The sequence below is a fragment of the Enterococcus dongliensis genome (assembly GCF_031927985.1).
Classification (GTDB): Bacteria; Bacillota; Bacilli; order Lactobacillales; family Enterococcaceae; genus Enterococcus_A; species Enterococcus_A dongliensis.
The window spans coordinates 77,074-91,071 of the sequence record NZ_JARPZC010000013.1; the positions used below are offsets into that span (position 1 = coordinate 77,074).

The window sequence follows — 13,998 nt, forward strand, 5'->3', positions numbered from 1 at the left end:
AGAAAGGAAAATTTATATTGAAAAAAGTAGGAGTTTTAACTTTTCAAAGATCATTAAATTATGGAGCTAGTCTTCAGGCTTATGCTCTAGTTAATCAAATCAAAAAAAATGGATTTGAAGCAGATCTTATTGATTATAGAAATAAGAAATTAGAGATGGTAGACTCGTGGAAAAGATTCCTTCCTAGTAAAAACTTTGTTCGTTGGGGTTACAATTTGGTGGAATCACCTATGTGGTATTCAAGAAAGAAAAAATTTGATAGCTTTTTAGAATACAGTGGGGTAAGTAAAAAAACAGATCAAATAGATGATAAATTTGCAGATTCTTATGATAAATTGATAGTCGGAAGTGACCAAGTTTGGAATCCCAAGATTACCAATTTTGATAAAAACTATCTATTTTCAAATGTTTCCGATAACATGAAAAAAAGGAGCTATGCAGCAAGTTTTGGTGTATCAGAAATACCCGAAGAAATTAAAATGGAGTATACGAAGCTACTTAATCAGTTTAATTATATTACTGTACGAGAACCAGAAGGATCTAAAATTGTTCAGGAATTAACAAGGAAAAGTCCAGATGTAGTATTAGATCCTACATTACTTTTAGAAAAAGATGAATGGATTAAAGTTATAGACAAACATGTTTATAATAATTTGCCTAAAAAGTATATTGTTATCTATCAGAGAGCATATTCAAAAGAACTAGTGAACTTCGCGCAAGAATTGAGTAAAAATTTAGGAATAGAATTAGTTACGGTTAACGGTAATCCTCGTCAACCGCTTCGTGCTAAATACGTGTTAGATGCGGGTCCTAAAGATTGGTTATATATCATGAACAATGCTGAATATATTGTTACTAATTCTTTCCACGGATTAATTTTTAGTATAAATCTCCAAAAGAAATTTTATTTTGATTTACTAGATTCGAAATTTGGAGTGAATTCACGTTTAGAAAATATCATTAGAGAATTTAAAGTGGAAAATAATTTAATCAGTAACAATAAAGCCGCAAATGGTAAATTAGGTTTTTCTAGAGAAGCTCAAAAAATATTACAAAGCAGACGGGAAGAATCTAATCTTTTGTTGGAAAGGATTTTATTGAATGAATAAAAGTGCAATAAATAAATTATTTTCAAATACTTTTACTTTTGCAATAGGTAATCTTTCTTCAAGGTTAATGATATTTTTATTAGTTCCAATTTATGCAAGGACGTTATCTAATTTAGAGTACGGTTATACTGATTTAATTAATGTTACTATATCATTATTACTACCGATATTTGCAATTAATATCCATGAAGCTGTAATTAGATTTACGCTAGAAAAAAGCGAAGAAATATCACACGTTGAGATATTACGTGTTGGTTTAGGAACAACATTGATTGGTTGCATTCCTGTTCTTATTATAGGTCCGATAGTTATGTCGCTATTAGGTAATTTATCATTGGCCCCATATTTGGTGATTGTGTATGTATTAACTGCAATAAAAAATGTGATGATGTATTACTCTAGAGGAATGGAAAAAGTCAAAGCTGTTATTGTAATTGGTTTTATTGAGACGTTTTTGCTGCTGACTCTTAATGTACTTTTTCTCTTATATTTAAAACTTTCTTTATTTGGATATTTTTTTTCACAAATTATCTCTCTATTAGTGGCAAGTGTAATTTATATTCATATAAATAGAGCTGATTTCAAGTTAAGTATAAAAACAACGAATTTACGTCAAATTAGAAAGCAAATGTTAAAATATTCTATACCTATGATACCTAATTCATTAAGTTGGTGGATTAGCAATACTTCTGACAAATATATTATTACCTTTTTTCTCAGTGTACAAGCTACGGGGGTGTATGCAATTGCGTATAAAATACCATCTTTGTTAAATACTGTAACTAAGATATTTATGGACGCATGGCAAATTTCTTCAGTAGAAGAATATGCAAAAAATAGCGAAGCTAGTTTTACTTCAGTTTTTAATTTCTTTTATAGATTAAATGTGTTCGGTTGTTTCTTTCTTATCATGTTTTCAAATGTTATTGGTAAAATAATGTTCTCTCAAAATTTTATTTCGGCAGTCCAATTTGTTCCAATTTTATTACTTGCATATTTGTTTAATGGTCTAGCATCATATCTAGGTACTATATATACAACATCTTTAAACACTAAAATGTTATTTTATTCGACTGGTATCGGTGCTATAGTTAACATTACACTAAATATATTATTGATACCTACTATAGGTGTTATGGGCGCAGCTATTGCTACTTGTGTAAGTTACTTTTCAATTTTTTTGTTTCGATTAATTGATACAGGTAGATTGATAAAGATACATTTCTCAAAAACGGCTTTTATTTTGAATATTGGTATACTTACACTTTATTCAATTTATAAAACGCTAGATTTTTTTGATGAATATGAGGTAATTAGTATACTAATTTTCTTAGGACTCTTATTATTAAATAAACAGTATATATTGAAGTTTTTATTAGGGATAAAACAAGTCTTTACAAAGATAATAGGAGGGGGAAAATGAAAATATCAGTTTTTGGACTAGGTTACGTTGGTTTAGCAAATGCCCTTTTGTTGAGTCAAAAAGAAGAAGTCAAAGCATACGATATCATTGAAACAAAAATCGATATGCTGCAAAAAAGACAATCTCCTTTAGAAGATAAAGAAGTTCATAAATTTCTTGAACGAGATGATTTGAACTTAGATTTCACTAAAGATTTTGAAGATGCTGTTTTATTTGGTGATTATTTAATCGTTGCAACACCAACGGATTATGACGAAAAGAAGAACTATTTCAATACCTCAACAGTGGAAGATGTTATCGAAAAAGCGTTGACTATTCGTCCAGATGCTACATTTATTATTAAATCAACAGTTCCTGTAGGCTACACCTTGGAATTGAAAGCTAAATTTAAAACAGATAACATTATTTTTTCTCCTGAATTTCTTCGAGAAGGGAAAGCACTATATGATAATCTGCATCCTTCACGAATTGTTGTTGGGGAGTGTTCTGATCGTGGACAAGAAGTTGCGAATATGTTTAAGGAAAATGCTTTAGATGAAGATGTTACAGTGTTGCTAACGCATCCGACTGAAGCAGAAGCAATTAAACTGTTCTCCAATACTTACTTGGCGTTGCGTGTGGCTTATTTCAACGAATTAGATACTTATGCAGAGTCACGTGGATTGGATAGCAAGGAAATTATTGAAGGTGTCGGGCTAGATCCTCGAATCGGTTCTCACTACAACAATCCTTCATTTGGTTATGGTGGGTATTGCTTACCTAAGGATACAAAACAATTACGTGCAAATTATGAGGAAGTACCAAGTAATATCATCGGTGCAATCGTTGAAGCCAACACAACGCGCAAAGATTTTATTGCGGAACAAATCATTGACAAAAAACCTAAAGTTGTTGGTATTTATCGTTTAACAATGAAAGCCAACTCAGATAATTTCCGTTATTCATCAATTCAAGGTGTTATGAAACGTATCAAAGCAAAAGGGATTGAAGTAGTTGTCTATGAACCAACTCTAGATGCGGAAGATTTCTTTAATTCGCGTGTCATTAAAGATTTTGAAGACTTTAAGAAATTATCAGATGTTATTGTATCAAATCGTATGGAGCCTTTATTAAAAGATGTTGAAGATAAAGTTTATACGAGAGATATCTTTAGAAGAGATTAGCAATTATTTTTTAGTAGCATTCAAAACTCTTCTTTTCTATATATGAATGAGTAAATTTAAACTGATTTATGAAGTAAGAAGAAAAAATTATTAAAATGTGTTAGGATTCTTGTATTTTGAAAACACCAGCCTTTATCAAAGTTTTTCTTTGACAGAAGCTGGTGTTTGTTTAGTAAGAGTAATTATTTTAATTCTGTTGCAGTATCTAATGTGCCCTTTCCAGAAAAGAAGGCAAACAGTACTAGTAAAACAGCGGAGAGGGTCATTGCCAAAAAGGTAATGTTTAGTCCATGGATGGCTGCGTTTCCTCCATAAATTGGAAGAGATTGTTTGGTGATTGTGGTCATTAGGCTGACAAAAACTGCTGAGCCGATTGCACCGGCGATCGTACGGAGTGAGGTTAGTAGCGCCGTTCCATGAGCAGTCAAAGAATTATCGATGTGACTCATCCCCCAGGTAACTAATGGCATCATTAGACACCCAATGGCGATACTTCTAAAGGCGTTTAATAGGGCAATGATAAAAATCGTTGTCTTGAGCGTGATGAATACCATTCCTAGATTGCTTAAGAGTAAAGCAATGGCACCAACGAAAAATAATTTCTTCATACCAAATTTGTCATAGAATTTTCCGGTGAAAGGGCTGATAAGTGTCATCGCTAAAGAACCAGGTAATGTCACTAGGCCTGAGACGGTTGCTGAATAGCCTTCGATGGATTGAATGAGTAACGGTAAGATAATGGAAGAACCCATCATGATGAAATACAGCAGCATACTGCCAATCAAACTGACAACAAAAATTTTGTTTTTTAAGACACTTAAATCTAAGAATGGGTCGTCTAAATGGAATTGACGATAAGCAAATAGTCCCATTGACAATAATCCAATTAGTAACGGTAAGCCGCTTTGTAAAGAAAAAAGAGAGCTGCTGATATTCCCGATTCCTAATGTCAATCCTCCGTAAGCAAATCCGCTAAGAACAAAGGACAGTAGATCAAATGTTTGTTTCCGATTGGGTAACACGTCATCAAAGACGGCCATTGCCCAAATAAATGAGACAATCATGATTGCGATTACGAGGTAGAACATCATTCGCCAGCCAGTGATGTCGATCAAAATTCCTGTGATTGTTGGTGCGATTACGGGAGCGGCACCGATGGATAGGCCATACCAACCCATAATACTACCGCGTTTTTCTAGGGGATAAATCGTCAGCAAAATTACTTGCGCCATTGAAGATAAAATACCATTTCCGCAAGCTTGCAAGATTCGACCAATCATTAGTACCGTAAAGTTTGGAGCGATCACGGCTAATAGTAAGCCAACGACGAAAAAAGAAATCGCGGCTAGATATAATTTTTTGGTGGGAAAACGAATAATCAAAAAGGCAGTTAGCGGCATCATAATTGCCATGGCTAGGGAATAACCACTTGTCAATCATTGCCCAGTTGTTACGGAGATATTGAATTCGTTGATCATTGTCGGCAGTGCAGTTGTCAAAGCTGTCGCTAACATTGAGGAGGCGATACAACTAATCAAAATATTGATAAAAATCAGTGTTCTTTGTTTGTCTTTTACCATTCAGACCTTCCTTTTCTACCACGATAAAGACTTCGTGCTATTTTTTACTTTTAGTAATATACTCTTCTTTTCAGAAAATACAACCTTTTTATTGAAAGAAGTACGAAAACGAAAGTTCTAACTTGCGTATTGGAATTTTTGAAATGATTATTACATAAATGGGTAGCAGAAGTGATGCTAGTTTACATTTTATATAATCTGTGATATCAGTAAGTTATACTAATTGGAGGGGAGTGTTTGCTTGATGAATGACACATTTTTAGCAGTCCTAGAACATGAGGGAGTTGTAACGATTATTTCAAGTAACGCAGGAGCGTATCATGTAGTCAATACTTGGAATTCATACGTGAAAGCAGACGGGGATAAATTATATATCCCAGCGGCTGGAATGCACAGTATCGAACAAGATTTAATTGAAAATGATCAAGTTCTTTTAACGATCGGCAGCCGTGAAGTAGAGGGACTGGTTGGACCAGGAACGGGATTCCATGTTTCTGGAACAGCTAGTTTTATTTCTTCTGGCGAAATCCTTGATCAAATGAAGGCGGAATTTCCTTTTTTAACACGAGTTTTAGAAATAAAAGTAACCAGCATCGAACAAAAAATCTGATTTTACACAATATAGCTGAGGCCTGTTAGGATTCAGCATTTTTTTGAAATATCCTTCTTTAAATAGGAAGGATATTTTTTTGCTTATTGTTACGATTTGAACTCATTCGGTGGTTTCTGGGTGAATTTTTGACTGATTTGATAATAATTTTGTGGCTGATTACTCCTTATATTGCAGGTTGTGAGAGGGAGTAGCTTTTTTGGTAACTATCGTTATTTACGAGTTAAAATTTATCCTTTTCTAGTGAAACTACGGTACAATACAGATGTATCATGATGTATTAAACTATTAGGAGGGATTTTGATGAAGGTTATTGTTTTAGGATCTTCACACGGCGGCTATGAAGCAGTCGAAGAGCTACTATTGGCACATCCCGGTGCGGAAGTGCAATGGTACGAAAAAGGCGACTTTATTTCATTTATGGGATGAGGCACGCAAATGTATCTCGAAGGAGTCGTGAAAGACGTTAATTCAATTCGTTACATGACAGCTGAAGAGATGGAACAACGCGGGGTTCGCGTTTTTACAAATACTGAAATCACCAAAGTAGTACCTGAGAAACATGAAGTTGAAGTATTGGATCATATCAGTGGCCAATCTCGAACAGAAAGTTATGATAAATTGATCTTAAGCCCTGGGGCAAATCCATTTATCTTACCAGTTCCTGGTCACGAGTTGGGAAATATCGAAACCATGCGTGGTCGTCAAGACACGATCGATCTTAGAATTCATTCGGTCAATCCAGACATTCAAAATGTTGTAGTGGTTGGCGGAGGATACATCGGGATTGAAGCTGCCGAAGCGTTCGCAAAAGCTGGTAAAAAAGTTACAGTCGTTGATATTATTCCCCGTCCATTGGGTGTCTATCTTGACCAAAGCTTTACCGATATTTTAGAAAAAGACATGACAGAAAATGGCCTGACATTAGCCATGGAAGAAAAAGTCGTTGAATTTGTCGGTGAAGATGGAAAAGTTAAGAAAGTTGTGACCGATAAAGGCGAATATCCAGCTGAGATGGTCGTTATGTCAGCCGGTGTTCGACCAAATACTGCTTGGTTAAAAGGCGCAGTCGAGATGCATCCAAATGGTATGATTAAGACGGATGAATATATGCGGACAAGTGCCGAAGATGTTTTTGCAGTCGGTGACGCAACATTGATCCAATACAATCCAGGTAAAACAGCGGTCAATATCGCACTTGCTACTAATGCACGCCGTCAAGGACGGTATGCTGTGAAAAACTTAGTAGAAGCGAAATTCCCATTCCCTGGAGTTCAAGGTTCATCAGCGCTACGAGTGTTTGATTATAAATTTGCTTCAACCGGATTAAATGATCAAATGGCAAGCCGGTTGGGCATCAAGACGAAATCTGTTTTATTAGATCAAGATACATTGATGGATTTTGTACCAGAAAATATGAAAGAGCGGATGTTGTTCAAATTAGTTTATGATCCAGAAACACATGAGATCTTAGGCGCACAAATCATGTCGAAAAAAGATTTGACAGCAAACATCAACGCAATTTCTATTGCCATCCAAACAAAATTTACGATTGAACAATTAGCCTATGCTGACTTCTTCTTCCAACCAGAATTTGACACACCATGGAACTTACTTAACATGGCTGGTCTAAAAGCGTTGCAACAAGAAAACGAAGGTTAGATTGTAAAAAAATAGCAACTGTGCGTAACAATAAAAAGCCTAGAGAGATTATTCTCTAGGCTTTTTTGTCGGAATTAACCCGAATTTTTAGAACTATAAATATCGCAAATGAATATATTGTTGCTATTTATTTATTGGATTTGCTTTATTGGTTAAAAAGTAACTTAATAGAGCATGTTAATTAGAACAAGAAAGATTAAATTACTTTTTAATCAATTAAATATTTACTACTTTAGTTAACCATATTATAATTGTTTAATAACCATTTTTTTATATTTGTTTTTTACTGGGTCAATAGATGAAAGGAGATCAACTACATGAGTATTAACTTGTCATAATATAATAAATAAAGTTAGGAGGACGTTTGGATGAAGGTATTAAAAAATATGTCATTAATTAAAAGAATTATTTTAGGAATTATAATAGGAATATTTTTAGGAATTGTCGTACCGAATTGGGAGTTTATTGGCATTTTAGGGGAATTATTTGTGGGGGCTTTGAAATCGATAGCACCTATTCTAGTTTTTGTTTTGATAATGGCATCGATTTCTAAACATCAGTCGGGAGTTCAAACATTTGTAAAACCAATTATAGTGCTCTATTTATTGGCAACGCTTTTAGCTGCGGTAACAGCAGTTGTCGCAAGTTTCTTGTTCCCAGTTCAAATTGTGTTACAAGAAGCAGCTGGTTCACAAGATGCGCCTAAAGCATTAGTAGATGTTATTGGAAATATTTTAACCAGTGTCGTTCAAAATCCAATCCAAGGAATGATTGATGGAAATTATTTATCGATTCTTTTCTGGTCAGCATTGATTGGATTTGGCTTACGTACTTGTTCTAAAGAGACAAAAGATGTTATCGATAACTTATCTGAAGCTGTAACTCGTGTTGTTCAATTAGTAATAGGTCTAGCACCTATCGGGATTTTGGGTTTGGTCTTTAATTCAGTATCTTCAACTGGTGTATCAGGATTGGGACAATATGGACAGTTATTGGCGTTGTTAGTGGGGACCATGTTGTTTGTCGCATTGATAATATATCCGATACTTGTATTTTTGCTTATTCATGAAAATCCTTACCCGCTGATTTTTTTCTGTCTAAAAGAAAGTGCGATTCCAGCATTCTTTACAAGAAGTTCTGCAGCTAATATTCCAATTAATATGATGTTGGCAGAACGTCTGGAATTAAGTGAAGAATCTTATTCTATATCTCTTCCTTTAGGTGCAACCATCAATATGGGAGGAGCGGCAATCACTATCTCTACTATGACATTAGCAACAGTCCATACTTTAGGGATGGATATTCAACCGTTCGTTGCTTTAATCTTATGTGTGCTGTCTGCTTTAGCTGCTTGTGGCGCATCAGGGATAGCCGGGGGGTCATTGCTATTGATTCCGCTAGCATGTAGTCTTTTTGGAATATCAAATGATGTAGCCATGCAAGTTGTTGGTGTTGGCTTCATTATAGGTGTAGTTCAAGATTCAGTGGAAACAGCTGTTAATTCTTCAAGTGACTTATTGTTCACAGCAGTTGCTGAATTCAGTTCATTGAAGAAAAAGGGAGCTAAGCTCAATATCAAAAAACTAGTTAAAGAAAAAGGCATGAAACCAACAAAAAGTATTGACTAAAGTCATTAATAAAACTAAGCACTGCTTTGTTGTCGTTTGGCAGCAAAGCAGTGCTTTTTATCTATCGGGGAGATTTTTTTGTTGGATACCGGCTAAAAAAGAAGCAATAAATTCTTCTTCTGCTTCTGAGAGAGTCTTGTCGATTCGATGGGCAATGAAGTAGCTTAATGATAATTCATCAGAAATAGGAAATAAGTTATAAGAACCTTGCTCGAGAGAAAAAATCACACTTTCAGGTGCAATCGCTAATCCAAGATTATTTTTAGCAAGTTCAACTACCGTATAAATATTACTGCTTTCTAAGGCAATTTGAGGAATGATCCCATATTTTTGAAAAAGCTGGTCCATTTGCCGACGAATAGCAGAACCACTAGAAGTTAGAATAAATTTTTCTTGTAACAGTTTTTTGAGTGGAATAGATTCAGGTTCTAAAAATTGAACACCCGGACGATAAAAATGTGAAAATTTTGGAATAACAGCATAATACGTTTCTTTTGAGCATTCGTAGACCTTTAAATTAGGTGAAACTGCTTCCGGATTTTGCCCAATGTAAAAATCTATTTCGCCTTTGAGTACCTTGTTCTCATTTATTTTAGGCAGATTTTCATTAAGCAATAGTTTTACTGTGGGCTGATCCTTTTGGTATTTTGGTAGAAACAGCGGGAGTAGAAAAATACCTAAACTCGATAAGATACCAACTTGGATTTTTATTTGATTTGGCTGTGTATACACTTCTAATTTTTTTTGAAGTTCGGCTGCCTGCAATTCAAGTGCTTCTAAGTATTGGTAGTAAACATTTCCGGCTTCCGTCAAGTGTAGATGTCCTGCTTGGCGATCAATAATCTCTGTTCCTAACTGTTGCTCTACTTTTTTGATCGCTTGTGTTAAATAAGGCTGGGAAATAAATAATTCCTTTGCTGCTCGGGTATAGTTTCCGTGCTTTAACAAAATATCTAAATAACGCAGCATTGTAGGCGAATCTGTAAGGGACATAGCAACTCCTCCATTTTTTCATTATAACAAACTACTTATCAAACGATAATTAAATAAATATTTCACAAAACATTTGTAAATTCTTAAACTGATTTTAATTAAGAGTTAATCAGTAGTTTGACGTTTTATATCAGAACAACAGTTATAGAAAACGGATTTAACTATTTTTTTGCTTTATATTGTTAAATATATCACATTTATTTTTGAAAGGAAGTTCTAGAATGAAACTTATCGGAATCGTGGGAACAAATTCAGACCGGTCTACTAATCGAAAATTATTGCAGTTTATCCAAACACATTTCTCTGATCAAGCAGAAATTGAACTTTGTGAAATAAAAGACCTACCGGCATTTGATGAACCAGAAGATCAGACACCGCCAATTACAGTTAAAGAGCTTTCAGATAAAATTATTTTAGCAGATGGTGTGATAATCAGTACACCAGAATATGATCATACTATACCAGCGGCACTAAAGAGTGCTTTAGAATGGTTGTCTTATACGACACGTCCTTTAATCGACAAACCGGTGATGGTAACCGGAGCTTCGTTGGGTTCATTAGGATCTTCGCGTGCCCAAGCTCATTTGCGCCAAATTTTAGATGCGCCAGAGTTGAAAGCCCGCTTGATGCCTAGCGCAGAATTTTTATTAGGCCACTCACAACAATCATTTGATGAAAAAGGAGATTTAATTGATCGAGACAAAGTAAATGAACTCGAAGAAAATTTTGAGGAGTTTCTTCAATTTGTAAAAATGACGGAACAACTGTTAAAAAATCGAAGTAAGAAAAATACTAAACCATTTTCTTGGGAAGTTTAGGAGGAAAAAAGATGAAGTATGTAGCAATTGTCGGAACCAATGCCAAACGTTCTTATAATCGGATGCTTGTGCAGTTTATGAAGAAACATTTTGAAGATCAAGCAGAGATTGAACTTTTAGAGATTGCTGATGTACCGATGTTCAACGAGACAGAGGATCAAACGGATAGCATTGTGATTCAAAATTTGAATAAAAAAATCAGTGAGGCAGAGGGAGTAATCATCGCAACTCCTGAACATAATCATTCCATCCCTTCTGCGTTAAAGAGTGTTTTAGAATGGTTGTCTTTTAACCTTCATCCGCTAGATGGAAAACCAGTAATGATTGTCGGGGCATCATACGATGTTCAAGGTTCTTCTCGAGCACAACTGCATTTACGTCAAATTTTAGATGCTCCTGGGGTGAATGCTTCTGTCATGCCTGGTAATGAATTTTTATTAGGACGAGCACAACAGGCGTTTGATAAAGAGGGGAATATTACGGATGAGAAGACGGTTGCCTTTTTAGAAAGTTGTTTTCGTAAATTTGTTCGCTTTACCGAGATTGCAAATCTTTTAAATGTTCCAGAAGAAGTCGCTTTTCAACCAGGAAAATATGAAGTAACTGCGGTAGGTCATAATGGAAACTTACCGATGACAGTAACATTAAGCGATGATCGAATCGAGGCCATTGATATTGATACAGCAGGTGAATCAGAAGGAATTGCTGATATTGTATTCACACGAATCCCACAAGAAATCATTGAAGGTCAGACCTTGAATGTAGATGCGGTTTCTGGTGCTTCGGTTACGAGTCATGGCGTAGTTGATGGCGTTGCAAAAGCGGTTCAATTAGCAGGAGCCGATCCAGATGCGCTACGAAAACGGCCGAAAACAGGATTCAATCCTCAAGTGAATGCAGTTGAATACACGACCGATGTAGTTGTGGTCGGCGGCGGTGGCGCAGGCTTAAGTGCTGCAGCTAGTGTTTTACAAGAAGGAAAAGAGGTAATTCTTGTAGAAAAATTCCCTGCACTTGGTGGCAATACAGTTCGAGCAGGAGGCCCGATGAATGCAGCCGATCCTGATTGGCAAAACACGTTTGCTGCATTACCAGGAGAAAGTGGGACATTAGAAGAAATCTTGCATATAGATGAAGCAACCATCGATCAAGAATATCTAGCCGACTTCAAAGAGTTAAAGCAACAAATCCATGCATATTTAAACGAAACAGCAGATACAAAGGAATATCTTTTTGACTCAGCAATCTGGCATCGTATCCAAACATATCTTGGTGGGAAACGAACAGACTTAGAAGGAAATATTATTTATGGCCAATATGATTTGGTAAAAATTTTAACAGACCATGCATTGGAATCTGTTCAATGGTTAGAAGAAGTAGGAGTAGAATTTGATAAGAAACACGTTGATATGCCAGTTGGCGCAAAATGGCGTCGGGGGCACAAACCGTTAAAAAGCGAAGGATATGCTTTTATTTCTGCTTTGAAAGAGTATGTTGAAAAAAATGACGGTACGATTCTTACCGATACACCAGTTAAAGAATTATTGATTGAAGAGGGGAAAGTAGTCGGACTCATCGGACGTGGAATGAATAACCAAAAAGTGACTATCCATGCAAAAGCAGTCGTTTTAGCTTCAGGAGGTTTTGGCGCGAATACTAAGATGTTAAAACAATACAATACTTACTGGACACAAATCGATGATGATATTAAAACATCAAATTCTCCGGCTATCACTGGTGATGGGATCAAATTAGGAGAAAGTGTCGGTGCAGATTTAGTTGGGATGGGCTTTTCACAAATGATGCCAGTCTCTGATCCAACGACAGGCGCATTATTTAGCGGCCTACAAGTGCCGCCAGCTAATTTTGTTATGGTCAATCAAAAAGGAAAACGATTTGTTAATGAATATGAAAGCCGAGATGTTTTGACACAAGCGGCGATTGATAATGGTAGTTTGTTCTATCTAATTGCTGATGAAGAAATCAAAAAAACTGCTTATAATACGAGTCGAGAAAAAATAGATAAGCAAGTTGCCGCAGGGACCTTATTCCGTTCGGAAACGATTGAAGGATTAGCCAAACAGCTTGGAATAGATCCAACTGTACTGAAAGCGACGATTGAAAAATATAATTCTTATGTAGATGCCGGTTCTGATCCTGAATTTGGAAAAGACGTATTTGATTTGAAGGTTGTTAAGGCCCCATTTTATGCGACACCAAGAAAACCGGCAGTTCACCATACAATGGGTGGGTTGAAAATCGATACTCAGACACATGTATTAACTAAGAATGACGAAAAAATTTCTGGTTTGTATGCGGCTGGGGAAGTTGCCGGCGGAATCCACGCAGGAAATCGTTTAGGCGGTAATTCGTTGACAGATATCTTTACCTTTGGACGAATCGCAGGCAAGACAGCTATTAAAGATTTTTTTGAATAATTTGGAATTAGTTAACACCTATCTCTGAAAAAAGATAAACAAATCAATGAGTTGAAAAACTCATTGATTTGGCGTCTTATAGCGTTAAAAATGTTTATAATTGATGATATTGAGGAGAATCATGACGTCCTGAAGTCTTTGCTGATTAGTTCCTTATCATTTGAAAAAAATAATCCATTTAAAAGATGATTCTTAATTTAAATTTGCATATGATGCAGAAAAGTCGTTTATATCAATAGTTGATGTTGACTTGTCAGAATATTTAAGTAGCAATGTCTCTGTAAAAAAGATCCTAATTATTCTCAACGGGACAAACAAACTTGAAAAAGATATAGATTTAAACTTTTCAAAGACTCTAACAGATACAATTGTAGAAAAAATAGGTGTATAATCTGTCCGATTTTTATTAAAAATGTAAACCCAATTAATTATAAAAATGATTTAATAGTTTCTCTTTTTTAACGTTAAAGAAAGTATAACATTTTAAGTGGTCAAAGGGGACCTGCAACAGTTTAGTTAACAGTCGGTTAGATTACTTATTTTCTTCGCCTCAAATTGTCGAGGAGTCATCATA

General features: G+C 35.3%; 11 protein-coding genes. 8 read left to right on the forward strand and 3 right to left on the reverse strand.

Features of this window, described 5'->3' with window-relative positions:
* Positions 1-17 precede the first annotated feature (17 nt).
* Genes P7D84_RS10145 through P7D84_RS10155 form a run of 3 tightly spaced genes read left to right on the forward strand, consistent with a single transcriptional unit; the run spans position 18 to position 3,695 of the window.
* On the forward strand, positions 18-1,109 hold the full coding sequence (locus P7D84_RS10145) for a polysaccharide pyruvyl transferase family protein (RefSeq protein ID WP_311806327.1): 1,092 nt from the start codon (positions 18-20) through the stop codon (positions 1,107-1,109).
* Positions 1,102-2,532, forward strand: a complete 1,431-nt coding sequence (locus P7D84_RS10150; RefSeq protein ID WP_311806328.1) for a lipopolysaccharide biosynthesis protein — start codon at positions 1,102-1,104, stop codon at positions 2,530-2,532. The genes P7D84_RS10145 and P7D84_RS10150 overlap by 8 nt, the downstream gene beginning before the upstream one ends.
* Entirely contained in the window at positions 2,529-3,695 is a 1,167-nt protein-coding gene (locus P7D84_RS10155) for a nucleotide sugar dehydrogenase (RefSeq protein WP_311806329.1), read from the forward strand. The genes P7D84_RS10150 and P7D84_RS10155 overlap by 4 nt, the downstream gene beginning before the upstream one ends.
* A gap of 182 nt (positions 3,696-3,877) precedes the next feature.
* Here the strand turns inward: P7D84_RS10155 and P7D84_RS10160 are convergent, their stop codons facing one another.
* Together P7D84_RS10160 and P7D84_RS10165 are read right to left on the reverse strand one after the other, a co-directional pair.
* Positions 3,878-5,131 carry a DHA2 family efflux MFS transporter permease subunit gene (locus P7D84_RS10160; RefSeq protein ID WP_311806330.1) on the reverse strand — a complete coding sequence of 418 codons (1,254 nt, stop codon included), beginning with the start codon at positions 5,129-5,131 and terminating at the stop codon, positions 3,878-3,880.
* On the reverse strand, positions 5,132-5,275 hold the full coding sequence (locus P7D84_RS10165; protein ID WP_311806331.1) for a hypothetical protein: 144 nt from the start codon (positions 5,273-5,275) through the stop codon (positions 5,132-5,134).
* 244 nt (positions 5,276-5,519) lie between these two features.
* On the opposite strand from P7D84_RS10165, the gene P7D84_RS10170 reads away from it, so the two are divergent.
* From P7D84_RS10170 to sstT, 3 genes are all read left to right on the forward strand, one after another.
* Positions 5,520-5,885, forward strand: a complete 366-nt coding sequence (locus P7D84_RS10170; protein WP_311806332.1) for a pyridoxamine 5'-phosphate oxidase family protein — start codon at positions 5,520-5,522, stop codon at positions 5,883-5,885.
* 303 nt (positions 5,886-6,188) lie between these two features.
* A complete protein-coding gene (locus tag P7D84_RS10175) occupies positions 6,189-7,547 on the forward strand; it encodes an FAD-dependent oxidoreductase (RefSeq protein WP_311806333.1) in 1,359 nt (452 codons plus the stop codon).
* Positions 7,548-7,915: 368 nt separating this feature from the next.
* On the forward strand, positions 7,916-9,175 hold the full coding sequence (gene sstT, locus P7D84_RS10180; protein WP_311800433.1) for a serine/threonine transporter SstT: 1,260 nt from the start codon (positions 7,916-7,918) through the stop codon (positions 9,173-9,175).
* Positions 9,176-9,232: 57 nt separating this feature from the next.
* On the opposite strand, the gene P7D84_RS10185 is transcribed toward sstT, so the two are convergent.
* Positions 9,233-10,168 carry a LysR family transcriptional regulator gene (locus P7D84_RS10185; RefSeq protein ID WP_311806334.1) on the reverse strand — a complete coding sequence of 312 codons (936 nt, stop codon included), beginning with the start codon at positions 10,166-10,168 and terminating at the stop codon, positions 9,233-9,235.
* A 221-nt stretch (positions 10,169-10,389) separates the two neighbouring features.
* On the opposite strand from P7D84_RS10185, the gene P7D84_RS10190 reads away from it, so the two are divergent.
* Both P7D84_RS10190 and P7D84_RS10195 read left to right on the forward strand, forming a co-directional pair.
* Positions 10,390-10,986 carry an NADPH-dependent FMN reductase gene (locus P7D84_RS10190; RefSeq protein WP_311806335.1) on the forward strand — a complete coding sequence of 199 codons (597 nt, stop codon included), beginning with the start codon at positions 10,390-10,392 and terminating at the stop codon, positions 10,984-10,986.
* 11 nt (positions 10,987-10,997) lie between these two features.
* Positions 10,998-13,424, forward strand: a complete 2,427-nt coding sequence (locus P7D84_RS10195; protein ID WP_311806336.1) for a flavocytochrome c — start codon at positions 10,998-11,000, stop codon at positions 13,422-13,424.
* Positions 13,425-13,998: the final 574 nt, after the last annotated feature.

Excerpts from the sequence above, each read along its gene's own strand:
- P7D84_RS10165 (WP_311806331.1), bottom strand. The coding sequence starts at position 5,275 with ATGGTAAAAGACAAACAAAGAACACTGATTTTTATCAATATTTTGATT.
- P7D84_RS10195 (WP_311806336.1), top strand. The coding sequence starts at position 10,998 with ATGAAGTATGTAGCAATTGTCGGAACCAATGCCAAACGTTCTTATAAT.
- P7D84_RS10170 (WP_311806332.1), top strand. The coding sequence starts at position 5,520 with ATGAATGACACATTTTTAGCAGTCCTAGAACATGAGGGAGTTGTAACG.
- P7D84_RS10150 (WP_311806328.1), top strand. The coding sequence starts at position 1,102 with ATGAATAAAAGTGCAATAAATAAATTATTTTCAAATACTTTTACTTTT.
- P7D84_RS10155 (WP_311806329.1), top strand. The coding sequence starts at position 2,529 with ATGAAAATATCAGTTTTTGGACTAGGTTACGTTGGTTTAGCAAATGCC.
- P7D84_RS10185 (WP_311806334.1), bottom strand. The coding sequence starts at position 10,168 with ATGTCCCTTACAGATTCGCCTACAATGCTGCGTTATTTAGATATTTTG.
- P7D84_RS10190 (WP_311806335.1), top strand. The coding sequence starts at position 10,390 with ATGAAACTTATCGGAATCGTGGGAACAAATTCAGACCGGTCTACTAAT.
- sstT (WP_311800433.1), top strand. The coding sequence starts at position 7,916 with ATGAAGGTATTAAAAAATATGTCATTAATTAAAAGAATTATTTTAGGA.